This is a genomic window from Glaciimonas sp. CA11.2, assembly GCF_034314045.1.
Taxonomy (GTDB): Bacteria; Pseudomonadota; Gammaproteobacteria; order Burkholderiales; family Burkholderiaceae_D; genus Glaciimonas.
The window spans coordinates 963,068-986,985 of the sequence record NZ_JAVIWL010000001.1 but is presented as its reverse complement, the minus strand read 5'-3'; the positions used below and the strand labels follow the sequence as shown (position 1 = coordinate 986,985).

At 49.6% G+C, this 23,918-nt stretch carries 18 protein-coding genes and 1 pseudogene; 13 read left to right on the top strand and 6 right to left on the bottom strand.

The genetic code is table 11. From position 1 onward, the window contains the following. The first annotated feature begins 4 nt into the window (after positions 1-4). Together polA and RGU75_RS04190 are read left to right on the top strand one after the other, a co-directional pair. Positions 5-2,806, top strand: a complete 2,802-nt coding sequence (gene polA / locus RGU75_RS04195; RefSeq protein WP_322233295.1) for a DNA polymerase I — start codon at positions 5-7, stop codon at positions 2,804-2,806. 243 nt (positions 2,807-3,049) lie between these two features. Then, positions 3,050-3,904, top strand: a pseudogene (locus tag RGU75_RS04190) (dienelactone hydrolase family protein). A gap of 141 nt (positions 3,905-4,045) precedes the next feature. On the opposite strand, the gene RGU75_RS04185 reads toward RGU75_RS04190, so the two are convergent. Then, positions 4,046-4,912 carry a sulfurtransferase gene (locus tag RGU75_RS04185; protein ID WP_322233293.1) on the bottom strand — a complete coding sequence of 289 codons (867 nt, stop codon included), beginning with the start codon at positions 4,910-4,912 and terminating at the stop codon, positions 4,046-4,048. A 507-nt stretch (positions 4,913-5,419) separates the two neighbouring features. Continuing rightward, positions 5,420-6,538, bottom strand: coding sequence for an aromatic ring-hydroxylating dioxygenase subunit alpha (locus RGU75_RS04180; RefSeq protein WP_322233291.1), 1,119 nt, complete (start codon positions 6,536-6,538; stop codon positions 5,420-5,422). Between the two features lie 387 nt (positions 6,539-6,925). Between RGU75_RS04180 and RGU75_RS04175 the strand changes: the two genes are divergently transcribed. The 3 genes from RGU75_RS04175 (at position 6,926) to dxs (ending at position 10,015) form a co-directional block, all read left to right on the top strand. Continuing rightward, the gene (locus RGU75_RS04175) at positions 6,926-7,186 is read left to right on the top strand and encodes an exodeoxyribonuclease VII small subunit (protein ID WP_322233289.1); all 261 of its coding nucleotides are present in this window, start codon (positions 6,926-6,928) and stop codon (positions 7,184-7,186) included. 83 nt (positions 7,187-7,269) lie between these two features. After that, positions 7,270-8,139 carry a farnesyl diphosphate synthase gene (locus RGU75_RS04170; RefSeq protein WP_322240221.1) on the top strand — a complete coding sequence of 290 codons (870 nt, stop codon included), beginning with the start codon at positions 7,270-7,272 and terminating at the stop codon, positions 8,137-8,139. 4 nt (positions 8,140-8,143) lie between these two features. Next, the gene (dxs, locus tag RGU75_RS04165) at positions 8,144-10,015 is read left to right on the top strand and encodes a 1-deoxy-D-xylulose-5-phosphate synthase (RefSeq protein WP_322233287.1); all 1,872 of its coding nucleotides are present in this window, start codon (positions 8,144-8,146) and stop codon (positions 10,013-10,015) included. Between the two features lie 270 nt (positions 10,016-10,285). Here the strand turns inward: dxs and RGU75_RS04160 are convergent, their stop codons facing one another. Further along, complete coding sequence (locus tag RGU75_RS04160) at positions 10,286-10,843, bottom strand: cob(I)yrinic acid a,c-diamide adenosyltransferase (protein ID WP_322233285.1); 558 nt, start codon at positions 10,841-10,843, stop codon at positions 10,286-10,288. 123 nt (positions 10,844-10,966) lie between these two features. Between RGU75_RS04160 and RGU75_RS04155 the strand changes: the two genes are divergently transcribed. Next, entirely contained in the window at positions 10,967-12,376 is a 1,410-nt protein-coding gene (locus tag RGU75_RS04155; protein WP_322233283.1) for an FAD-binding oxidoreductase, read from the top strand. 192 nt (positions 12,377-12,568) lie between these two features. Continuing rightward, the gene (locus RGU75_RS04150) at positions 12,569-13,456 is read left to right on the top strand and encodes a LysR substrate-binding domain-containing protein (RefSeq protein ID WP_322240219.1); all 888 of its coding nucleotides are present in this window, start codon (positions 12,569-12,571) and stop codon (positions 13,454-13,456) included. Positions 13,457-13,513: 57 nt separating this feature from the next. Here RGU75_RS04150 and RGU75_RS04145 read toward each other — a convergent pair whose 3' ends face one another. After that, positions 13,514-13,708: a hypothetical protein gene (locus RGU75_RS04145; protein WP_322233281.1), complete on the bottom strand. Its 195-nt coding sequence runs from the start codon at positions 13,706-13,708 to the stop codon at positions 13,514-13,516. Between the two features lie 52 nt (positions 13,709-13,760). Here RGU75_RS04145 and RGU75_RS04140 point away from each other — a divergent pair, with 52 nt between their 5' ends. The 6 genes from RGU75_RS04140 to RGU75_RS04115 all read left to right on the top strand — a co-directional run bounded on the left by RGU75_RS04140 (position 13,761) and on the right by RGU75_RS04115 (position 22,165). Then, positions 13,761-15,260 carry an FAD-linked oxidase C-terminal domain-containing protein gene (locus tag RGU75_RS04140; protein WP_322233279.1) on the top strand — a complete coding sequence of 500 codons (1,500 nt, stop codon included), beginning with the start codon at positions 13,761-13,763 and terminating at the stop codon, positions 15,258-15,260. A gap of 76 nt (positions 15,261-15,336) precedes the next feature. Further along, positions 15,337-16,389: a glycolate oxidase subunit GlcE gene (gene glcE / locus RGU75_RS04135; RefSeq protein WP_322233277.1), complete on the top strand. Its 1,053-nt coding sequence runs from the start codon at positions 15,337-15,339 to the stop codon at positions 16,387-16,389. A gap of 205 nt (positions 16,390-16,594) precedes the next feature. Beyond that, on the top strand, positions 16,595-17,845 hold the full coding sequence (gene glcF, locus RGU75_RS04130; RefSeq protein WP_322233275.1) for a glycolate oxidase subunit GlcF: 1,251 nt from the start codon (positions 16,595-16,597) through the stop codon (positions 17,843-17,845). 353 nt (positions 17,846-18,198) lie between these two features. Then, a complete protein-coding gene (gene glpD / locus RGU75_RS04125; RefSeq protein ID WP_322233273.1) occupies positions 18,199-19,749 on the top strand; it encodes a glycerol-3-phosphate dehydrogenase in 1,551 nt (516 codons plus the stop codon). A 131-nt stretch (positions 19,750-19,880) separates the two neighbouring features. Further along, positions 19,881-21,383: a glycerol kinase GlpK gene (gene glpK / locus RGU75_RS04120; RefSeq protein ID WP_322240217.1), complete on the top strand. Its 1,503-nt coding sequence runs from the start codon at positions 19,881-19,883 to the stop codon at positions 21,381-21,383. Positions 21,384-21,445: 62 nt separating this feature from the next. Further along, on the top strand, positions 21,446-22,165 hold the full coding sequence (locus RGU75_RS04115; protein WP_322233271.1) for an MIP/aquaporin family protein: 720 nt from the start codon (positions 21,446-21,448) through the stop codon (positions 22,163-22,165). 76 nt (positions 22,166-22,241) lie between these two features. Here the strand turns inward: RGU75_RS04115 and RGU75_RS04110 are convergent, their stop codons facing one another. Further along, on the bottom strand, positions 22,242-22,739 hold the full coding sequence (locus tag RGU75_RS04110) for a glutathione peroxidase (RefSeq protein ID WP_322233269.1): 498 nt from the start codon (positions 22,737-22,739) through the stop codon (positions 22,242-22,244). After that, positions 22,736-23,872 (bottom strand): PilT/PilU family type 4a pilus ATPase, encoded by a 1,137-nt coding sequence (locus RGU75_RS04105; RefSeq protein WP_322233267.1) that lies wholly within the window; start codon positions 23,870-23,872, stop codon positions 22,736-22,738. Before RGU75_RS04105 ends, RGU75_RS04110 begins: the two co-directional genes overlap by 4 nt. Between the last annotated feature and the right edge of the window lie 46 nt (positions 23,873-23,918).

Genomic DNA, 23,918 nt, shown 5'->3' with positions numbered 1-23,918 from the left:
CCATATGCAAAAAACCCTGCTGTTAGTTGATGGTTCCAGTTACCTTTATCGGGCTTTTCATGCTCTGCCCGATATGCGCAATGCCGACAACGAGCCGACCGGCGCGTTGTACGGTATTTTAAATATGCTTCGTCGTTTACGTCTTGATTACCCTGCAGCTTACATTGCCTGCGTGTTCGATGCAAAAGGGAAAACGTTTCGTGACGATATGTATACCGAGTACAAGGCTACACGCGCTTCAATGCCGGAAGACCTAGTTAAACAGATTACGCCTATTCACGCTGCAGTGCGCGCTATGGGATGGCCTATTTTAATGGTTGAAGGTGTTGAAGCCGACGATGTCATCGGTACCTTGACAGTTCAGGCGGTCGCGCACGGGATGACCGCGGTGGTTTCCACCGGCGACAAGGACCTGGCGCAACTGGTTAATCAGCACGTGACACTGATTAACACGATGAATAATGAGAAATTGGATCCGCCGGGGGTAATTGCCAAATTTGGCGTTCCCCCAGACCGTATTGTTGACTACCTGACCTTGATCGGTGATACGGTCGATAATATTCCCGGCGTCTCTAAAGTTGGTCCGAAAACCGCGGTGAAATGGCTGGCCCAATACGATACGGTGGATCAAGTGATTGCCAATGCCGCAAACATCGGTGGCGCGGTGGGCGAAAATCTGCGGAAGGCGGTCGATTGGCTACCTCAGGCTAAAGCGCTGGTTACCGTTAAGACCGATTGCGATCTTAGCGAACACATGGGCTTATTTCCAGATTCACTGGCTATTTTGCCGCAAGATAGTGAAACATTGATCTCGCTTTATACGCGTTACAATTTTAAAACATGGCTACGTGAGCTTAGTAGTAGTGTGGCTAGCAGTGTGGCTGCAACGGCCAAAGTAGAAAATACCAGTAAAGTGGATGGCGATGAAAAAGTCGGCCTGATCGATGCCGTCACGACGGCAGTGGAAAGTCTGGGGCAAAGTAGTTTGTTTCCGCGGGCGGTAACAAATTATGAGGCCGTCACGACCGAACAGCAACTTGATCACTGGATGACCGTCATTGCCGATGCGCCATTAACCTCGGTCGATACTGAGACAACCTCGCTTGATCCGATGACTGCACAATTAGTCGGTATTTCGCTCAGTTGCACTATAGGCGTGGCCGCGTATATTCCAGTAGCGCATCGGACGCAAGACGGCGCGCAACAGCTATCGTTGGAATTTGTATTGGGAAAAATGAAATCCTGGCTGGAAGATCCAATTAAGTTAAAAGTCGGCCAAAATTTAAAATACGACAGTCATATTTTTGCCAATCAAGGCGTGACACTACGCGGCATCGAGCACGATACGATGCTGGAATCGTATGTTTTCGAATCCCACCGTCCGCATGACATGGACAGCATGGCGTTGCGCCATCTTGGACATAAAACGATTACTTTTCAAGAGGTCTGCGGAAAAGGCGCGTCACAAATTTGTTTCGATGAAGTCGAGATTGCACGTGCCACTGAATATGCCGCGGAAGATGCTGACGTCACTTTGCGCTTGCATCAGACTATGTGGCCGCATATTGAGAGCGACGAAAAGCTGCGTTTTATTTACGAAAGTATCGAAGTCCCAACCGCGGTTGTTTTACAAAAAATTGAACGCAATGGCGTCTTGATCGATGCGGGTTTGTTGAAGACCCAATCGAATGAAATAGGTAAACGCCTGTTGGAAATTGAACAGCAAGCTTATATCCTGGCGGGTCAGCCATTCAATCTTAATTCTCCTAAACAATTGGGAGAAATTTTCTTTGAAAAGCTGCAATTACCAATCATCAAGAAAACGCCTTCCGGTGCACCGTCGACCGATGAAGAAGTACTGCAAAAGCTAGCGGAAGACTATCCGCTACCGAAGATTTTGCTCGATTATCGTAGTCTTTCAAAGTTGAAGTCGACCTATACTGACAAGTTGCCGAAAATGGTCAATCAGTCTACTGGACGGGTGCATACCAACTACGCACAGGCGGTGGCGGTGACGGGGCGATTGGCTTCGAACGATCCGAATTTACAAAACATTCCCATCCGCACCGCCGAAGGGCGTCGTATCAGGGAGGCGTTCGTTGCGCCTGAAAATAGCGTGATCGTCTCGGCTGATTATTCGCAAATTGAACTACGTATCATGGCGCACATTTCCGGCGATGAAAACATGTTGCGGGCGTTTGCTGATGGTATTGATATTCACCGCGCAACCGGGGCCGAAATTTTCGGTGTAACAGCTTCGGATGTCAGTAGCGAGCAGCGTCGTTACGCCAAGGTGATTAACTTCGGTTTGATTTATGGCATGAGCGCGTTCGGTCTGGCAGGTAATCTGGGTATCGAGCGGGCGGCGGCGCAAATGTATATCGAAAAATATTTTATGCGCTTTTCCGGCGTCAAATTGTTTATGGACAACACCCGCTTGCAGGCCAAAGCGCAAGGTTACGTTGAAACGGTTTTCGGCCGTCGTTTATGGTTGCCAGAAATCAACTCGCCAAACGGACCACGCCGCCAAGGTGCAGAGCGCGCTGCGATTAACGCACCGATGCAAGGCACCGCTGCCGACTTGATTAAGTTGTCCATGATTGCCGTGCAGGGCTGGCTTGAGGCAGAACAGCTAAAATCCAAAATGGTGATGCAGGTCCATGATGAATTGGTGCTTGAAGTGCCGCAAGAAGAGTTGGAATTAGTTCGCGTAAAGTTGCCTGAACTGATGGCTAGCGTAGCAAAGTTACGGGTCCCGCTGATTGCCGAAGTCGGGGTTGGAAAAAATTGGGATGAAGCACATTGATGCTGGTTTGAATTGAGTCTGTATGAACGATGCGACGGTTTGTATCGTGTTGATGTCGCTCTCAGCGTACAAATGCTGAGAGCAGTTCATGCAAAGGAGTTAGACGTGGTTAGACAGTCTTAACCGTTTTTTAAATAATTCCATGTGTATTTCATCGCTTTCACGACGACAACTTGACCCACGATAGTTTCACCACTTTTTAGGAGAATCTGAGTGCCGAACTGAAAAGATGATTTTGATAGCCTGGTAGGAAAAGTGCGGTTATCCGACGACGTTGATCGCAGGACCTTTATTAAGACCGCCCTGGGCACCGGCTTTGCGGCTGCGGTTTTGCCGGTCTGCGCACAGACTGTGATTAAGACCGATACCATTGGATTGACCGCCGGTACTGTTGAAGTACAAATCAATGGTCTGACCGTGCCAATATACCGGGCCCAACCGGAAGGTAAGCGCAACTTGCCGGTAGTGCTGGTAATCTCCGAAATTTTTGGTGTACATGAACATATCGCGGACGTGGCACGACGTTTTGCGAAGCTTGGCTATCTGGCTATCGCACCCGATTTGTTTATTCGTCAGGGAAATCCGGCGGCCTTCGCCTCGATTGCGGAACTGCAAAAAGAAGTGATTTCGAAGGTGCCGGACGATCAGGTACTTGGGGATTTGGATGCCTGCGTAGCTTGGGCCAAAGAAAATGGTGGAAATATCGATAAGCTTGCCATTAACGGATTTTGTTGGGGCGGTCGCATTACGTGATTGTACTGTGCCCACAATCCTAAAGTCACAGCGGGAGCGGCATGGTACGGCCGTCTGGTCGGCGATAAGAGCGCGCTCAATCCCCATCAACCGGTCGATATCGCAGCCGCATTGAAAGTGCCGGTACTCGGTTTATATGGCGGCAAAGATGAGGGAATTACGCAAGATAGTATTCAGCAAATGAAGGCTGCACTTGCAAAGGGCAGCAGCAAATCGACCTTTGTCGTGTATCCAAACTCAGGCCACGCGTTTAACGCGGATTATCGTTCGAGTTATGTTGAAGCTGACGCCAAGGATGGCTGGAAACGCGCCCTGGAATGGTTTAAAAGCCACGGTGTTAGTTGAGCTGAATTGAACGGCGTTGCTCTCGTTAGAGTAGTGCAATTTGAGTGACGCGCATCGTCGGAAGAGTGTGTAGGTCAGTTGCCTTTGCGACTAACCAAACACTCTTTTATTTACTACCGCCAGCGCTGTTTGGAAGGAATATCAAGCACCGGTGGCAATCGGGCGACTTGGATCTGCGCACCATTCGCTCCACGATCCAGGATACAACGCTGCGCCGTGCAAGCCAGCAATTTCCAAAGCCAGCAAGTTGTGACATGCAGTTACGCCAGATCCGCATTGCATCACTGCAGCCTGGGATGCACTGATAATGTTACTAAACTCTTCGTGCAGTTGATGACCCGGTTTAAAGCGTCCATCGGCTTGTAAATTATTTTTAAAGAAGCGATTTTTTGCACCAGGAATATGACCGCCGATGGGGTCTATGGTCTCGTTTTCGCCACGGAAGCGGTCCGGTGCGCGGGCATCGACCACAGTACGTTGTGGATTGGTTAAATTATTTAAAACATCCTGCGCATCAACGTTGGTGACTAACGCGGGTTTGATGCTGATAGTACCCTTCACGTTTGTAGTGACTGTGGTTGATAGCGTTTGCCCTTCTGCTAGCCAAGCCGCTAATCCACCATCAAGCACCGCTACGGAGGCATGACCAATTGAGCGCAGCAGCCACCAAAGTCGCGCAGCAAAGATGCCGCCTTGCGCATCGTAAGCAACGACCTGCGTATCGTCATTGATACCCCATTGGCGCAAAGTCGCGATCAGGGCATCTTGTTCTGGTAACGGATGGCGTCCTTTGAAAACGCCATCTGCAGCTAGCTTGGCACCAGATAAATCTTGATCGAGATGCGCGAATTGCGCCATAGGAATATGGCCAGAAGTATAGGCTGCGCGGCCAGCATCCAGATCGGCCAAATCGTGACGGCAATCGATTATGACCCAGTTCGCTTGCGGCGCATTTTGCAACAGGTTGGCAGCTGAAATCAGCGTGGTGTAAGGATGTTTGTTTGGCATAGCGATCTCCTGTAGTTCTTGCATGTAGCAGCGAGTATATTGTACCCAAGCTTGCCATTTAAGTTCGCAATAGTGCCTTGAAATTCAATCTCACATTTGATACTTGGTTTATCGCTCGCTTTTGAGGCGATAAGCGATTTAGCAGTCGAGAATGTTCACTTTAATTATAGAGCGTTGTTGTCGATCAGCCGTTGATAATTAATGGCGGTAGCGACCACATAAAGGGGATTACAAAAAAATCATCAAACTTGGAAAATAAGATAAAGCAACTATCTCAGTAAATGTCGCAGTTGATGCGGACTAAATGCCACAAAGCGCTGCTAATCTTTGATGGCGCACTTATCGCTGCGAGGAACAAATTTGATGGTGTTTCAGCCATAATCAAGTTGAAAAGCGCGGGAGTACGAGCGATAATTCAAAAACGAGGGAGAAGAAAGGAAGAGAAGAATGAATCTGAACGACTGATTTTTCGAAGTCGTACAGATTAAAGTAATTGATCAGCGGGTGTTAGTCGACGTTAGTTTTTGGTAGGTCCATCTGGCTGCGATACCATTCGTGGAAATGCTGCATACCATCCTCCATCGGTGATTGATATGGCCCGACTTCGCTTACGCCTCGCGCCATTAAAATACTGCGGCCAGCGTCCATGCGTAGCGCAATTTCATCATCTTCGACACAGGTTTCCATGTATGCAGCGCGTTCGGCCTCTACCATTTCGCGCTCGAATAACGCGATTTCTTCAGGGTAGTAGAACTCAACCACATTCGTTGTCTTTTGAGGCCCCCTTGGCCACAAAGTGGATACCACCAATACGTGGGGATACCATTCGACCATGATGTTTGGATATATTGTTAGCCAAATTGCACCGAATTTTGGTGGTTTGCCGTTGCCAAATTTGAGAACCTGTTCTTGCCATTTTTTGTAAGCCGGTGATCCGGATTTTGCCAGACCATGATTGACACCGACTGTTTGTACGCTGTAATCCTTGCTGAATTCCCACGTGAGATCGTCGCAACTGACAAAACTACCCAATCCGGGGTGAAACGGCTCAACGTGATAATCCTCCAGATAAACCTCAATAAAAGTTTTCCAGTTGTAATCGCATTCATGCACTTCAACGTGATCAAACAAATAGTTGCTGAAATCAAGGTCTTTCGACACCCCTAACTTGTTGAGTTTTTCCCCGACATTAAAGCCGTTTTCTTCAAACAGTAAGCCGTTCCAGCTTTGCAGCGGTGTTTGAGACAGGTTCATACATGGAGTTTCGCCGAAATGCGGCGCTCCGATGAGTTCACCTTTGAGGTCATAAGTCCAGCGATGTAGCGGACAGACGATAGTGCGGGCGTTGCCATGACCGTCGAGCATCTTCGCTTGACGATGACGACAGACGTTAGAAACTAGCACAATGCCCTCAGGATTGCGCACTAACATGCGGCCTTCATTTTCGGATGCCATTGTGGCGTAATCGCCAACATTGGGTACCATTAACTCGTGGCCAACATAACGTGGACCACTTTGAAATAGCTGTTGTATTTCGCGTTTTAACAGTGTTTCGTCAAAATAGACGTCGACTGGAAGTTGCGCATCAGACCGCGCCAGCGTGGCAAAAATAGCCAGATCGGACATTCCCGTCCCCCAAATTAATCTGCACCAACCTAAGAGAGAAAGAATCCGTAAAAATCTGTATTCAAATAATATAAAATTAATATGAAGCGGAAGTTTCGGACATAACCTACTATTATGCCACAGCTAGACTTGCTTTTCTCTATTTGACCATAAATTGCCGGATAATCCCTCAGAAATTCAACGGGTTATAACTGTTTGCACTAAAATAGCGGACACCACAATTAAGCACTCGCCTAGAGTTTCTGACTTTAGCTTTTGCTTCCCCGCAATCAGGCGTTACCATCTGCAGTGCTCGGCTTGGTATTGATTCAGATCAACGACGACACCGTGCAGGCTGGCCAATGACTGATGGTAAGGCAACATTATTTTGAACAGGCTTTAACAATTATGGCAAAGAACGCACTTTCTGCCAGTAATCCGGCATCATTTGAACAGGCAATGGCTGAATTGGAGCAACTTGTTGCCCAGATGGAAGCCGGTGAGTTACCGTTGGAGGCGTCGGTAGCGGCTTATAAACGCGGCTCAGAACTGGTTAAATTTTGCGCAGTACAACTCGATAAAGTTGATAGTCAGGTAAAAGTTCTGGAGGGAGATATGTTGAAACCTTTCGCCGCGCCCGCTGATCAGTCCGATGGAAGCGATGCATGACGGGTGCTGACAATACGACGGAAGCTATAGAGTCGCTTCACGCAATTGGAGTGCCGGATGATATTGCTGGGTTTTCTGAATGGATGCGGCAGATTCAGTCAGTAACTGAAGCTGCATTGACAACATTTTTGCCCTTGCCTACGGATGTTCCGGTACGCTTGCACCAGGCTATGCGTTATGCGGTTTTAGATGGCGGCAAGCGGATACGGCCTCTTTTGGTATTCGCGGCTGGTGAGCTGTTCGGAGCACCTCAACCTATGTTGGAACGCGCAGCAGCAGCAGTCGAAATGATTCATGCGTATTCGCTGGTGCATGACGATATGCCGTGTATGGACGACGACGCACTACGCCGCGGTAAACCGACCGTGCATGTGCAATATGATGAACCAACCGCATTATTAGTTGGCGATGCATTGCAGTCGCAAGCGTTTATTGTGTTGTCTGCCAATGTCGAGACTGTTGATCCGGTGCGCCAGATGATGATGTTGCGCTTGCTGGCGGCGGCGTCCGGGTCTTTCGGTATGTGCGGCGGTCAGGCAATTGATTTGGATAGTGTCGGTTTGCAGCTATCTCTGGATGCGCTGGAGTTGATGCATCGATTGAAGACCGGCGCCTTACTACGCGCCTCAGTCCTATTGGGGGCCACCAGCGGCAAGACGTTATCGTTTACGGAAGTGCAAGCATTAGAAGCATACGGTACGGCGATTGGGTTGGCGTTTCAGGTGGTCGACGATATCCTTGATGCGACTGCCGATTCAGCAACTTTAGGCAAGACAGCGGGCAAGGACGCAGCGAATAATAAACCAACCTATGTATCGATCATCGGGTTGACGGAATCGCAGGTATTGGCAGATAAGTTGCGTAACGACGCTCACGCGGCGATTGCGCCCTTTGGAAATAAAGCCCGTCGCCTGCGTGAATTGGCAGATTTGATTGTGCAGCGGAAAGCTTAGTCCCATGAATTTACTTAATACAATAAACAGCCCGGCCGACTTGCGCCTTTTAACGCGTGCGCAATTGCGACCGCTGGCTGATGAACTACGCGAATTCGTTATTGATTCCGTGTCCCAGACTGGCGGCCATTTGTCGTCAAATTTAGGAACCGTTGAACTGACAATCGCGCTGCATTACGTTTTTAATACGCCCGAAGATCGTATCGTATGGGACGTAGGTCACCAAACCTACCCGCACAAAATACTGACAGGTCGTCGTGATCAAATGAAAACCTTGCGTCAGTTTGAAGGTATTTCGGGATTTCCTCGTCGTGACGAGAGTGAATACGATACCTTTGGGACGGCGCATTCCTCAACATCGATTTCGGCAGCGCTGGGCATGGCCTTGGCCGCCAAGACCAAAGGTGAAAAGGATCGTCACGCTGTCGCAGTGATCGGTGACGGTGCAATGACCGCCGGTATGGTTTTTGAGGCGATGAACAACGCTGGCGTGTATGACGACATCAATATGTTGGTTATCTTAAATGACAACGATATGTCGATCTCTCCACCGGTCGGCGCATTGAATCGTTATCTGGCGCGCTTGATGTCCGGTCAATTTTATGCCAAGGCCAAAAATGTCGGCAAATCGATGCTGCCGGGACCAGTGTTGCAATTGGCCAAGCGGTTTGAAGAGCACGCCAAAGGCATGATTGTACCTGCCACCATGTTTGAGGAATTAGGTTTCAATTACATCGGCCCCATTGATGGGCATGATTTGGAATCGCTGATTCCAACGTTGCAAAATCTGAAGCATTTGAAAGGTCCGCAATTTTTGCACGTGGTAACAAAAAAAGGTCAGGGTTATAAGTTGGCTGAGGCCGATCCCGTGCTTTATCACGGGCCCGGAAAGTTTAATCCAGCCGTCGGCATCAAGCCAGCGACGTCCAGCAAGATGACGTATACACAAGTTTTCAGTGACTGGCTATGCGATATGGCAGCGCAAGATGAAAAACTAATCGGTATTACGCCAGCAATGGCGGGCGGCTCTGGATTGGTGGAGTTTGAGCAGCGCTTTCCAGAGCGTTACTACGATGTTGGTATCGCCGAGCAACACGCGGTGACTTTTGCCGCTGGCCTTGCTTGCGAAGGCCTCAAGCCAGTTGTGGCGATTTATTCGACCTTCTTGCAACGTGCTTATGATCAATTGATACATGATGTCGCGCTGCAAAATCTGGATGTCACCTTTGCGCTTGATCGTGCTGGTCTGGTCGGAGCTGATGGCGCGACTCACGCTGGCAATTATGACATCGCTTTCTTGCGTTGTATTCCCAACATGGTGGTCATGGCTGCGTCTGACGAAAACGAATGTCGCCAGATGTTGTCGACAGCTTATCTCTACAAAGGGCCAGCCGCCGTGCGCTATCCCCGTGGCAGTGGTGTTGGCGCAGTGATTGATCAGGCATTAGTTGGGTTGCCATTTGGCAAAGGCGAGATTCGGCGCGAAGGTAAGGGAATAGCGATTTTGGCCTTTGGTACGATGGTTGCGCCAAGTCTTGAAGCGGCCGAAGCATTGAATGCGACCGTCGCTAATATGCGCTTCATTAAACCGCTGGATGTTGCGCTGTTACTCGAACTGGCAAATTCGCACGAGGCAATTGTCACTGTAGAAGAAGGTTCGATCATGGGTGGCGCTGGCGCCGCGGTGGCAGAAGCTTTGGCGGCGGCAGGATGTGTCAAACCGCTTCTGAATCTGGGTTTGCCCGATCGTTTTATCGATCATGGTGACGCTACACAGTTATTGGCGATGTGTGGTTTGAATGCAGAAGGAATTGCGGCGAGTATTCGTCAACGATTTGGCAAAGAGGTATTGCATTTGGTGGCTATGCAGAATTAGATTGGGTTTTTGATTCCCTCTGATGATGGGTGATTAAGTGTGTTGTCAGCTACGGTCTTCGATAGGTAATTTACAAAGACCGTAGTGAGTGCATTAGTGGACGATCCGGCCAATAAAAAAGTCTTCATCGGTGCAGTCTGATTTGCTTTGTTGGAGCATCTGCCCGAAGCAGAAAAGGAACGCATTACGCAACCGATCCAGATCACCATCGACGCTAAAATCTTGTCAACGCTCAGGTCTCATCAATAGCGCAATAGCGATCAAAGCGGCTCAAACGTCACTGCGCCCGACATTTTTCCACAAAACATCGCTGCCGCCATCCAACCGATTTAACACCCGCGACAAAACAAACAACAAATCCGATAGTCGATTGACGTAAAGCCGCACAGGAACGTTGACCGTTTCACTCTTGCCCAGCGTGATGATACTGCGCTCAGCGCGGCGACACACTGTCCGGCAAACATGTGCCAGCGCCGCTGTGCGTGCTCCGCCAGGTAAAATAAATTCCCGTAACGGTGGCAAGTCTGCATTATATTTTTCGAGCAATGCGTCAAGTCGCGCCACTTGTGACTCCTTGATCATCACGTAACCCGGAATACACAACTCGCCACCGAGATCGAATAAATCATGCTGAATCGTCAGCAGATCATCGCGCAAAGTAGTCGGTAATACCTCGCAGAGTAAAACACCGAGATGTGAGTTCAGTTCATCGACATCGCCGATTGCGTGAATCCGCAGACTATCTTTGTCTGTGCGGCTACCGTCGCCAAGGCCAGTTGTGCCGTTGTCGCCCGTGCGCGTAGCTATTTTTGAGAGTCGATTACCCATGTTGGTTGTATATAGTGAAATTATAGTGAGATAGGCGATTACTTTACACTAGTGGCCCAATGCCGTGACAAATTCCCGGCAATCGCTATCGAAGAGTAAAATCTTAACAAAACGGAGACTCTTATGAATCATATCGCCACATTGGCAGCATTAAAAAAGCCGCTGCCTGACGCGTTGCTTGTTGTACTCAAAACCTTATTTGGGGACCGCTTCTCCACTACGCATGCCATGCGCGCGCATCACGGTAGTGACGAATCGTCCTACGATCCGATGTTGCCTGATGCCGTGGTGTTTGCTGAGTCGACCGAAGATGTCGCGGCGACCGTCAAATTGTGCAGTGAATATCAAATACCGCTCATTCCGTACGGTTGCGGGACATCTCTGGAAGGCCATATATTGGCCTTGCAAGGCGGTATTTCGATCGACTTGTCACGCATGAATCGTCTGTTGGCGGTGCACGCTGAAGATATGACCGCTACGGTTCAGGCCGGTGTGACGCGCAAGCAGATCAATCACGAAATCAAAGATAGCGGACTGTTTTTCCCCATTGATCCGGGTGCTGATGCGTCGCTTGGTGGCATGGCCGCGACGCGTGCGTCCGGGACTAACGCCGTGCGTTACGGCACCATGCGTGAGAACACTTTGGCGCTGACCGTCGTCACATCGGATGGCCGTATTATCAAAACCGGCACGCGCGCTAAAAAATCTTCCGCTGGCTATGATCTGACGCGCATATTTGTCGGTAGTGAAGGGACGTTGGGCATTATTACAGAGGTGACCGTTCGGCTATATCCGCAGCCCGAAGCTATTTCTGCGGCGGTGTGTTCGTTCGAGACTATCGGTGACGCCGTCACCTCAGTGATTCAGATTATTCAGCTTGGTGTACCGATTGCGCGGGTCGAATTTCTCGATGAAAATAGTGTCAAGGCGATTAATGCCAATGCTAAATTAGGCTTGCCAGAAAAACCATTATTACTATTTGAGTTTCACGGCAGCGAAAACGGCGTGAAAGAACAAGCCGAAGTGGTCCAGTCCGTGGTCAATGAGTTCCACGCAATTGGCTTCGAATGGGCGACGCAGCCTGAAGATCGTTCACGTTTGTGGGCTGCGCGACATAACGCTTTTTTTTCGCTCTTGCAGTTGCGTCCGGGATCTCGCGCCATATCAACCGATTGTTGCGTGCCGATTTCGCGCTTAGCAGAATGCATGTTGTCGACCAAAGCAGATTGCGATGCTCACGGCATGATTTATTCGATATTAGGCCATGTTGGTGATGGCAATTTTCATGTGCAAATGCTGGTTGATCCAGATAATGCGGAGGAGATTGCTTGCGCCGAAGGTATTAATAGTCGCATGGTGGCGTTAGCGATTTCGATGGATGGAACTTGCACCGGTGAACATGGTGTCGGCTTGCATAAGATGGATTTTTTGATCGCTGAACATGGCGACGCCGCGATTGAGACTATGCGGGTGCTGAAGCATGCTTTTGATCCGAAGAATATTCTTAATCCCGGTAAAATTATTCGTTGGTAGGGCGATACGACTATCTATAAAAGCAAAATGGATACTTTCAGTTAGTCCTAAAAGTATCTTCGGCCCTAAGCGTTGCAGCGCGGTATGCTACAGCGTTCAGTGATTGCAACATCAGATCAGTGAATCACTAAATCGCACTTTCGGATATCGAATGAAAATTGCCTCATACGGAATATGCTAAACAAGTCCTCCATCGCGACCCGATTGCCACCGGTCCACGCCCTGTCGGCGTTCGAGGCCGCAGCGCGCCATAACTCATTTGCACTCGCTGCCGATGAGTTATGCATTACGCCTTCGGCGCTGTCGCACCGGATTCGCTTGCTTGAGGATTTCGTCGGTGAGCGGCTGTTTAGTCGTGAAGGGCGCACCGTCACTTTGTCGGAATTTGGCCGCCGGTATCTGGACGTGGTACGCAATGCTTTGCGCACGTTAATTGAGTTTCCGATGCCGCATCGCGCTTCTCAGGCGCAGCCGCGGATCAAAATAACAGTGCCACCCACCTTTGCACGCTATTTGCTGATTCCGCATTTAGGCAGTTTTATCGCAGAGCATCCGGACATAGTTGTAGAAATATTCTTGTCGGTTCCGCTGTACGACTTAAGTCTTTCGGAAAGTGATATTGAAGTGCGTTTTGGCGCTGGCAGATATCCCAACACCACGACCGAAAAACTCTTCGAGGAACCTGCGTTTGCCGTTGCTACGCCGGATTATTTGCGTCAAATCGGTGGTATTGATACGCCTGCCGATTTGCGCAAGGCAACACTATTACGCTCTGCTTTAGAGCCTTGGCAGCCTTGGTTTGAGGCAGCCGGATTGGATTGGCCGGAGCCTGCGTCGGGATTGCGCGCAGACGATTTAGGATTGCTGCTTGAGTTGATTCGAAATGGATTTGGCGTCGGATTGACGCGCAAACACTTTGCACAAAAAATGATCGCAGATGGAGAGTTGGTGCAATTGTTTGACGTGAGTCTGACTTCTCCGCCGCATGCTTATTATCTGGTGTACGAGCAAAAGCCCTATGAACGTCCGGAAGTGACGATTTTCATTGCCTGGATGAAAAAAACCTTCAAACGACTTTAAAAAATCGATTTGCGTAGCCTGTCTTACTCGAGCGGTTTTGAAACACGTGAAAAAAATTCATCCGCACAGCAAAAGAGTTTCAGCCGCAGATGTTACATAAGCGCCGCCTGACAATGACATTTTCGCTATACTCTGCACTACAAAGCGTGCGCGGGCGGGCGAGAGTGATGGCGTATTCATGGCCTGTTCGGCATGGTTAAAGTCAGGTAACTGATTCCCTTCTCTCTTAAAGTCTGAATTAAAGTTTGTCATTTAGCCTCCGACAGCACGTTACTACCTTACAGTTATCTCGCATAGGAATCGCATGAACGCCCCCGCAGAGACTTCAATTACACCTTCTTTTACTGCTGAACGGCAACGTCAGGTTGCTGCTGCGTTGCGTGCTGTTCTGCCGACGCATTCAGTGCTATTCAATGAGGAGGACACGCGCCCCTACGAGTGTGATGGTTTGGCCGCGTATCGGCAATTACCAATGGTCGTCGCGTTGCCGGAAAACGAGGCGCAAGTTGCCGCGATTCTCAAGATTTGCCGTGATCTGAAAGTACCGATCGTGCCACGCGGCGCGGGAACGGGCTTGTCCGGTGGGGCAATGCCGATTGCCGATGGCGTTGTAGTGTCGACGGCCAAACTTAACCGTATCGTCAAAATGGACGCCTATTCCCGTACCGCGGTTGTCCAGCCGGGCGTGCGTAATCTAGCCATTTCTGACGCTGCGGCGGCACATAATTTGTATTACGCACCAGACCCGTCATCGCAGATTGCCTGCACGATAGGTGGTAACGTTGCAGAAAACTCGGGCGGCGTTCATTGCCTGAAATACGGCCTCACGGTGCATAACGTCATGCGCGTGCGTATGGTTACGATTGATGGTGAGATCGTCGAACTGGGCGGCGCGTCGCTGGACGCACCGGGCCTCGATTTGCTTTCCGTTTTTGTCGGCTCCGAAGGCATGCTCGGTATCGTCACTGAAGTCACCGTCAAGCTCATTCCAAAACCACAACTGGCTCGCGTCATTATGGCGTCGTTCGACGATGTCGTAAAAAGCGGCAATGCTGTTGCCAACGTGATTGCCGCCGGGATTATTCCCGCCGGTTTGGAGATGATGGATAAAACCAGTTCGCGCATGGTTGAACCGTTTGTCAAAGCCGGTTACGACATTGATGCCGCCGCAATTTTGCTATGCGAGTCGGACGGTACAACGGAAGAAGTAGAGGAAGAAATCGGTCGTATGAGCGCGGTACTTGATGCCAGCGGCGCGACCCGGATTGAGGTGTCGCAATCGGAAGCTGAGCGACTGCGGTTTTGGTCTGGACGCAAAAATGCGTTCCCGGCGGCAGGGCGTATTTCACCTGATTATTATTGTATGGACGGGACGATTCCAAGGAAAAATCTGGCGCAAGTATTGCTGCGGATTGAAGAAATGGAAACCAAACATGGCTTACGTTGCGCTAACGTGTTCCATGCCGGTGATGGTAATTTGCACCCTTTGATTTTGTTCGATGCAAACGTGCCGGGCGAGTTTCATCGTGCTGAAGCTTTTGGCGCTGAAATTCTGGAGTTGTGTGTCGAAGTCGGTGGCACGATTACCGGTGAACATGGTGTTGGAATTGAAAAAATTAATTCGATGTGTGTGCAGTTTTCGCCACTCGAGCGTGAGGCATTCTTTGGCGTAAAGCGAGCGTTTGACACGGCGTTTTTGCTCAACCCCGATAAGGCAATCCCGACGTTACAACGATGTGCCGAATACGGGAAAATGCACGTAAAGCGTGGTCAACTAAAATTCCCGGATTTACCGCGGTTCTAAAAAATAGTGCGACGTTGCCAGAAAAAATGAAAACAGGTCTGGAAATCAGGCCAAAAGCGAGACCAGAAACGAGACGATGGATAATCAAAAATTTAAGGATCAGATCCTTTCCGCCAACAGCACAGGAAGTGCGCTGCAAATTCGCGGCGGCGGGACCAAAGATTGGTACGGCCAAACGCCGCAAGGCGCGGTGCTTGACACCCGCGAACACAGCGGCATCATCGATTACGAGCCTACCGAACTAGTGATTACCGCACGTTGCGGCACGCCCTTGGCAGACATTGAGACCGCACTCGCAGAACGCGGTCAGGCGCTTGCATTTGAGCCTCCGCACTTTGGCGCAAATGCCACCGTCGGCGGTATGGTGGCGAGTGGATTATCTGGTCCTTCTCGGCAGTCGGTTGGCGCTTTACGCGATTATGTATTAGGCGTGGTGTTGATGGATGGCAAAGGCGATGTGCTGCATTTTGGCGGTCAAGTCATGAAGAACGTTGCTGGTTATGATGTCTCACGTTTATTAACCGGATCGATGGGTACGCTGGGTTTGATACTTGAAGCGTCTATCAAAGTGCTGCCACGCGCAATTGCGAGCAGCAGTCGCCGTTTTATGGTCGCCGAGGCTGAAGCGCTACGTTGGTTGAACGAATGGGGTGGTCAACCATTGCCGATTTCTGCCAGTTGCTGGTGTGATGGCGTATTGACCGTTCGATTAGCCGGCGCACAAGCTGCGGTCAGCGCAGCAGAGAAAAAAATGGGCGGCGAAGCAGTGTCCGATGCCGACGCTTTCTGGCAGGGAGTACGTGAGCAAACGCATGCATTTTTTGATACACAATCGCCAATTTGGCGTTTGTCGGTGCCATCTGTAACACCTCCGCTTGCGTTATCAGGAACGTCAATGATTGAGTGGGGCGGCGCGCAACGCTGGTTGCTCACTGATGCCAATCCTTTGGATATACGGGCCGCTGCCAGTGCAGTCGGAGGACACGCGACTCTGTATCGCGGTGGCGATAAGAATGTCGGCGTATTCCAGCCGTTAGCGCCAGCAGTCTCAAAAATTCATCATAATTTGAAAGCGACGTTTGATCCGGCCAGAATTTTTAATCGCGGACGAATGTATCAGGATTTATAAGATAAAAATGTTTTTTTGCGAATGGTCATTGTGCGATACAAGTGACGCGTTTTCTACGACACATTTTTTTGCGTTTAATTTAATGCACCGACTGCGTCAGGCATGCGCAATTGTTAGCACGCCAGCATAGAGAAGGGTAGTGAATTTCCCCGCAAGGATATTTGCCAACTCTCGATGCAAGCCAATAACTGAACCTCAGGATTCTATGCAAACCAATTTAGCGCCATTCATCAAAGATACCCGCGAAGGCCAGGAGGCCGAGGCAATTTTGCGCGCCTGTGTGCATTGCGGATTTTGCACTGCCACCTGTCCCACCTATCAGATTTTGGGTGATGAGCTGGATGGACCGCGTGGACGGATTTATCTCATCAAGCAAGTTCTGGAAGGACAACCCGCCACGGCCAAGACACAGCTGCATTTGGATCGCTGCCTGACATGCCGCAATTGCGAATCGACTTGCCCATCCGGTGTGGAATACGGCCGGCTACTGGATATTGGTCGCAAGGTTGTTGACGATCAAGTACCAAGATCATTAGAGCAGCGCATCACACGGACGGCATTGAAACAACTGCTACCGCGCAAATGGCTATTCACGCCTGCGTTTAAAACGGGGCAAGCTTTGCGTTCCTGGATGCCGCAAAAACTGAAAGAAAAATTACCGGCAAAACAGGCGGCCGGAAGCTGGCCGCAACGCCAGCATGCACGCAAAATGTTACTTCTCGATGGCTGCGTGCAACCAGCGATGGCACCCAATATCAATAGCGCAACCGCGCGAGTATTGGACGCGCTGGAAGTACAAGTATTAATTGCCCCCAAAGCAGGTTGTTGCGGGGCGATTCGTTATCACCTTAACGACCACGAAGGCGGCCTTGATGATATGCGCCGCAATATCGACGCATGGTGGCCGTATGTCGATGGTAGCAATGGTCAAAAGATTGAGGCGATTGTGATGACTGCATCGGGTTGCGGCACTACCGTCAAAGAATACGGACACTTGTTGGCTGCCGATGCTGAGTACGCCGAAAAAGCGCAAAAAATCTCTGCGCTGACACGTGATTTAAGTGAGATTTTGCCTGAGCTTGAGACGCCGTTACTCGCTAAATTAAAAGGGAAAATCAGTAAGCGTGTTGTCTTTCATCCGCCGTGCACTTTGCAGCATGGTCAACAAATTCGCGGCAAGGTAGAGGGTTTGCTACGTGGCGCTGGCGTTGACGTGCAACTGTGTGCTGACAGTCACCTGTGTTGCGGTTCGGCCGGGACTTATTCTGTGTTGCAACCAGAACTCTCGCATCAGTTGCGGGATAACAAATTGCGTAATCTGGAAGCTACGCAGCCTGAGATGATCGTATCTGCCAACATTGGTTGTCTGACGCATTTACAGTCGGGAACGCAGACGCCTGTGAAGCATTGGATTGAGCTGTTGGATCAGGCTTTAGGGCAGCCTGCGGTGCATTAAACAAGTTGCACCTTTCACGCTAATGTGGTCGCCATGCAATGCTATGGCGGCCTTTTTTTTGCATCAGAATCTTTATTTTCGTGCGGTTTGAAGAGGCTTATTAAAATAAATATGCTTATTAAAAAAGACAAATTTAACAAGTTTATTGTTATTTATTTAAATATATTTTGGCAAAATAATATTGCTATCGCACAATAAATGTCTATAAAAAAATTTGCCTTTCAATGTTCGAATTCGAACATTATAATTTCGAATGTAAATATTTAATGTCCATTTGCAACTAAAGTGCCCAACTTGAGTCAATTAACGGTAAATAGTTGACGATTATCAGTAGACGAAATCGAGGGGAAATTGTGAGCGCAGGAAAAATTGTTGATTTGTTAGTGGTGGGTGGCGGTGTTAATGGCGCAGGCATTGCGCGAGATGCTGCCGGGCGAGGTCTAAGCGTGTTTCTGTGCGAGCAGGACGATTTGGCCGCGCACACGTCCTCCGCCAGCACAAAGCTGATCCACGGTGGCCTTCGCTATTTAGAACACTACGAATTTAGTCTCGTGCGCAAGGCATTACAAGAGCGGGAAATATTGCTGCGTCTCGCACCGCATATCATTTCACCTTTGCGCTTCGTTATGCCGCATGTCTCCAGCCTGCGGCCAGCATGGATGATCCGTGCGGGCTTATTTTTGTATGACCATCTGAGCAAACGTGAAGTATTACCTGGTTCACATGGCATTGATTTCCGCACGCATATCTCTGGCGGACCGTTAAAAAAGTCGTTGAAAAAAGGTTTTGTCTATTCAGACGCCGCAGTGCAGGATGCGCGCCTAGTAGTTCTCAATGCGATGGATGCGCGGGAGCGTGGCGCGACCATTCTCACTAAAACACGCTTGATTGCAGCAAAGCAAGGACCGCAACATTGGGATGCGACGTTGCAGTCGACGCTTAACGGCGAAACCACGCTCGTGCAAGCGCGCTGTGTTGTCAACGCAGCGGGGCCTTGGGTCGGGAGTTTGCTAAGCGGTGCATTGAATACCTCGGCACGACACCATGTCCGCCTGGTTAAGGGTAGCCATATCGTGACAAAACGGTTGTTTGATCATGATCACGCTTATATTTTTCAAAATCCGGATAAACGGATCGTGTTCGCGATTCCTTACGAAAACGATTTCACCGCAATTGGTACGACCGATGTCGAATACAGCGGCGACCCAAGCAAGGTTGATATTTCGGAAGAAGAAACAGCTTATCTATGCGAATCGGTGAATCGCTATTTCGATATCCCTGTATCGCCATCGCAAGTTGTCTGGTCGTGGTCCGGCGTTCGCCCATTGCTTGAGGAAGAAGTTGCGAATCCTTCTGCCGTGACCCGAGACTATCGTCTGGACCTGACGGCTGAAAACAATCTCGCCCCGGTGTTATCTGTGTTTGGCGGAAAAATCACCACCTACCGGCGTTTGGCGGAAGAGGCGATGGAAAAGTTGCAGCCGTTGTTCAGCTATATGGAAACAGAAGACTGGACGGCACACGCGCCATTACCAGGTGGAGATATTGAAAATGCAGATTTTGCGCGGTTCCTGACGCAATTTCGGCAACGTTGCCCTTGGTTGCCAGTGGTGACCGCCAAGCGTTACGCGCATGCGTATGGGACCCGCGTAGACATGTTGTTGGACGGTATCCACGATGTGACGGAGCTCGGCGAATTATTCGGAGCTGATCTGTACGAGGTCGAGGTGCGCTATCTTATTGAACATGAGTGGGCGCTTACAGCAGAAGATATTATCTGGCGTCGTTCCAAGTTGGGTTTACGTTTAAATGCTGCTGAAGTCGCACGATTAACCGCATGGTTGCAAACTCAAAATAGCGTGAACATTAGTGCGCCGACCATTGAATGCACAGAAGGTATTTGAACCACTGGAAAATCCAGTGACAAAGCAGGCGACGGTTCATTCTTAACTAGTCAACGTTACTGTGATTGGTCAGCAGTTTTAGGGATAAAAATAATGGCGCATCTATGCGCCTCCAACCTTGGAGTAGACAGTTGAAAGATAAATATATATTGGCCTTGGATCAAGGCACTACCAGTTCGCGTGCGATCCTTTTTGACCGGCAAGGAAACATCGTTTCATCTGCCCAGAAAGAATTCCACCAAATCTATCCGCAACCAGGTTGGGTTGAGCATGATCCGCAGGAAATCTGGTCGACGCAGGTTGGCGTGGCCGCCGAAGCGACGACTAGCGTTGGTTTGAATGGTGCTTCAATCGCCGCTATCGGCATTACCAATCAGCGCGAAACAACGATAGTCTGGGATCGCGAAACCGGCAAAGCAATTTATAACGCCATCGTTTGGCAGGATCGCCGGACTGCTTTATTTTGCGACGACCTAAAGCGTCAGGGTCTGGCAGATCAAATTCGTGAAAAAACCGGACTATTAGTAGACTCATATTTTTCGGGTACTAAAATACGCTGGATTCTGGATAATGTCGACGGTGCGCGACAACTGGCGGATCAAGGTCGTCTGGCGTTCGGCACTGTTGATACCTGGCTAGTCTGGAATATGACGCGTGGCAAACTTCACATTACTGATGTGTCGAATGCCTCTCGCACTATGTTGTTTAACATTCATACGCTGGATTGGGACGACGAACTTTTGAATATTATCGGCGTCCCGCGCAGTATGTTGCCGACGGTAAAATCATCCAGCGAAGTGTATGGTCATACTGAAAAATCAGGCTTCGGTGCCGAAATTCCGATCGCTGGTATTGCCGGTGATCAGCAAGCGGCGCTGTTCGGGCAAATGTGTACAGAACCGGGGATGGTGAAAAACACCTACGGTACGGGTTGTTTCATGGTGATGAACACCGGCACTAAGCCTATCGTTTCCAAAAATAACTTACTCACGACCGTCGCATGGAAAATCGGTGATGAAGTAAATTATGCGTTAGAGGGCAGTATTTTTATCGGCGGCGCTGTCGTGCAATGGTTACGTGATGGGTTAGGAATCATCAAAAAATCCAGCGAAGTTGAGGGTCTGGCGCGCAGTGTCAAGAATACAGACGGTGTCTATCTGGTACCAGCGTTCGCCGGTCTGGGTGCGCCACATTGGAATCCGCATGCACGCGGCACCGTATTTGGTGTGACGCGTGGCACCACCTCCGCTCATTACGCCCGCGCGGCGCTGGACAGTATCGCCTATCAGACGATGGACGTATTAAAGGCCATGGAAGCGGATTCAGGAATTGTTATTCCTGAATTGCGCGTTGATGGTGGCGCGACTGCAAATAATTTACTGATGCAATTTCAGTCGGACATTCTAGGCGTCGACGTGGTTCGCCCAACAGTCACCGAAACCACGGCACTAGGCGCAGCGTATCTTGCGGGTCTGGCTGTCGGGTATTGGAGCAGCATTGACGAAGTGCGCGGTCAATGGCAGCTAGACAAACGCTTTCATTCCGAGATGCCGATTGACGAGGTCAAGGCCAATATCAAAGGCTGGCAACGTGCCATCGTAGCCGCTATCGCTTGGGCCGATGATCGTACCTAAAACATAATTTATGGTGGCGTTGCGCTATTCAATGTCGGACCTTGTTATTCGAAAGATTTTCTATGCATCCCTTATTAGGTGAATTTGTGGGGACAACGTTGGTTGTCTTGCTGGGAAATGGCGTCGTTGCCAATGTCATCTTGAGTAAAACAAAAGGTCATGGCGGCGGATTGATCGTGATTACTGTTGGTTGGGCAATGGCGGTTTTTGTCGGTGTTTTTACCGTAGCTTCGGCTAGCGGCGCGCATCTTAATCCTGCTGTGACAGTCGCTTTGGCGGTCGCCGGAAAATTTCCGTGGGGAAGTGTGCCGGGATATATTGCGGCCCAAATGTTAGGTGGCATGACGGGTGCTTTTTTAGTCTGGTTAGTATATCGAAAGCATTTTGAACAGACGACAGATGGCGATACCAAGCTCGCCGTATTTTGTACGGGGCCAGCGATACGCAACATCTTTGGCAATTTGATATCCGAGATTGTCGGGACATTTGTCCTGGTATTTGGCGTATTAAGTATTGCTTCACCAAAATTTGGACTGGGTGCGCTCGATGCGTTGCCAGTCGCGTTGCTGGTAATGAGTATCGGTGTTTCGTTAGGCGGTACTACCGGCTATGCGATTAACCCGGCACGCGATCTGGGGCCGCGTCTGATGCATGCTTTGTTACCCATCCCGGGCAAACGTGACAGTGACTGGGGTTATGCTTTTGTGCCGGTGTTTGGTTCCATTGCAGGTGGCGTCCTGGCGGCATTGTTATATGGTTTAGGTTCTACGATGACGCATTAAAGCCATCGTGAAAGGTTCTCTCCGCAGTCCCTTTGCGCAGCCTTTCGGTTGCGCTTTTTTTATCGTATTGGTAAGTTTACAGTGCCAGCAATTTTTCAATGTCTGTCGTTAGTGCTTCGGGTTTTGTTTGTGGTGCGTAACGATCAAATACCGTACCGTCTTTGTTGATTAGAAATTTGGTGAAATTCCATTTGATTCCTTCACTTCCGAGTAAGCCTGGCGCGGAATTTTTCAGATATTGGAAAAGCGGTGCAGCGTGATCTCCATTGACGTCGATTTTGGCGAAAAGTGGAAAGTTCACGCCGAAGTTTTTTTCGCAAAATGCACCGATTTCCTCTGCGGTTCCTGGCTCTTGCGACCCGAACTGATTACAGGGGAAACCAAGTACCTCAAATCCCTGAGAGTGATATTTATCATACAGTTCTTCAAGCCCTTTGTATTGGGGCGTGAATCCGCATTTGCTGGCGGTATTGACGATGAGTACCACCTTGCCGCGGTAGTCTGCCAATGTTGTGGGTGTGCCGTCGAGTCGCTCAACGGCGAAATCGTAGATGTTGGTCGGTTGATGATTCATATTATTCCCAAATGTTCGGTGCCCGCACTTAAGTCGCGCGTGTTGGCATCTTTGCTGCGTAACTTGATGGCTAGTCGAAGATCGTTGAGCGAGTCGGCATTGCGCAACGCATCTTCATAGGTAATTTTATCCGCTTCGTACAAATCGAACAACGCCTGATCAAAAGTTTGCATGCCGAGTTCACGTGATTTCTTCATGATTTCTTTAATTTCGAGTACATCACCCTTAAAAATTAATTCAGAAATCAGTGGTGAATTAAGCATAATTTCCACAGCAAGACAGCGTCCCTTGGTCTTTTTCAGAGGAATTAATCGTTGCGATACGACGCCTTTTAAATTTAAAGAAAGATCCATCAATAATTGTGCGCGCCGCTCTTCGGGGAAAAAGTTGATGATGCGATCCAGTGCCTGGTTCGCGCTATTGGCATGTAATGTTGCCAGGCACAAATGACCAGTCTCAGCAAAAGAAATCGCATAATCCATGGTCTCGCGGTCGCGAATTTCGCCGATTAAAATGACGTCTGGCGCTTGACGTAATGTATTCTTCAGCGCGACGCCCCAACTTTCAGTATCCACACCGATCTCACGCTGTGTGATGATGCAGTTCTTGTGTGGATGCACGTATTCGACCGGGTCCTCCAGCGTGATGATGTGACCGTGACTGTTCTCGTTACGAAAGCCGATCATCGCCGCTAACGTGGTCGATTTGCCGGATCCGGTAGCGCCGACCATGATCACCAGACCGCGCTTGGTCATCGCGATTTCTTTTAACGATTCGGGTAAGCCAAGGTCGTCGAAGTTTGGAATCTCCGTGGTGATCATTCGAAGTACCATTCCCACGCGTCCTTGTTGTATAAACGCAGATACCCGAAAGCGTCCGACTCCAGTCGGGGTAATCGCAAAATTGCACTCTTTTGACGCCTCAAAATCTGCTGCTTGCTTGTCATTCATGATCGCGCGCGCGAGCTCCATCGTGTGCGCCGTGCTCAGCGGTTGATTCGATACCGGTGTGATTTTGCCATCGATTTTGAAGGCTGGCGGAAAGTCCGCTGTGATGAACAGGTCGGAGCCGCGCTTACTAACCATCAAGCGCAGCAGGTCGTGCATGAATTTGGTAGCCTGATCCCGTTCCATAATACTTTTGCCTAACAAAAAAAATAGTGCGAATAGTGGATAAGGA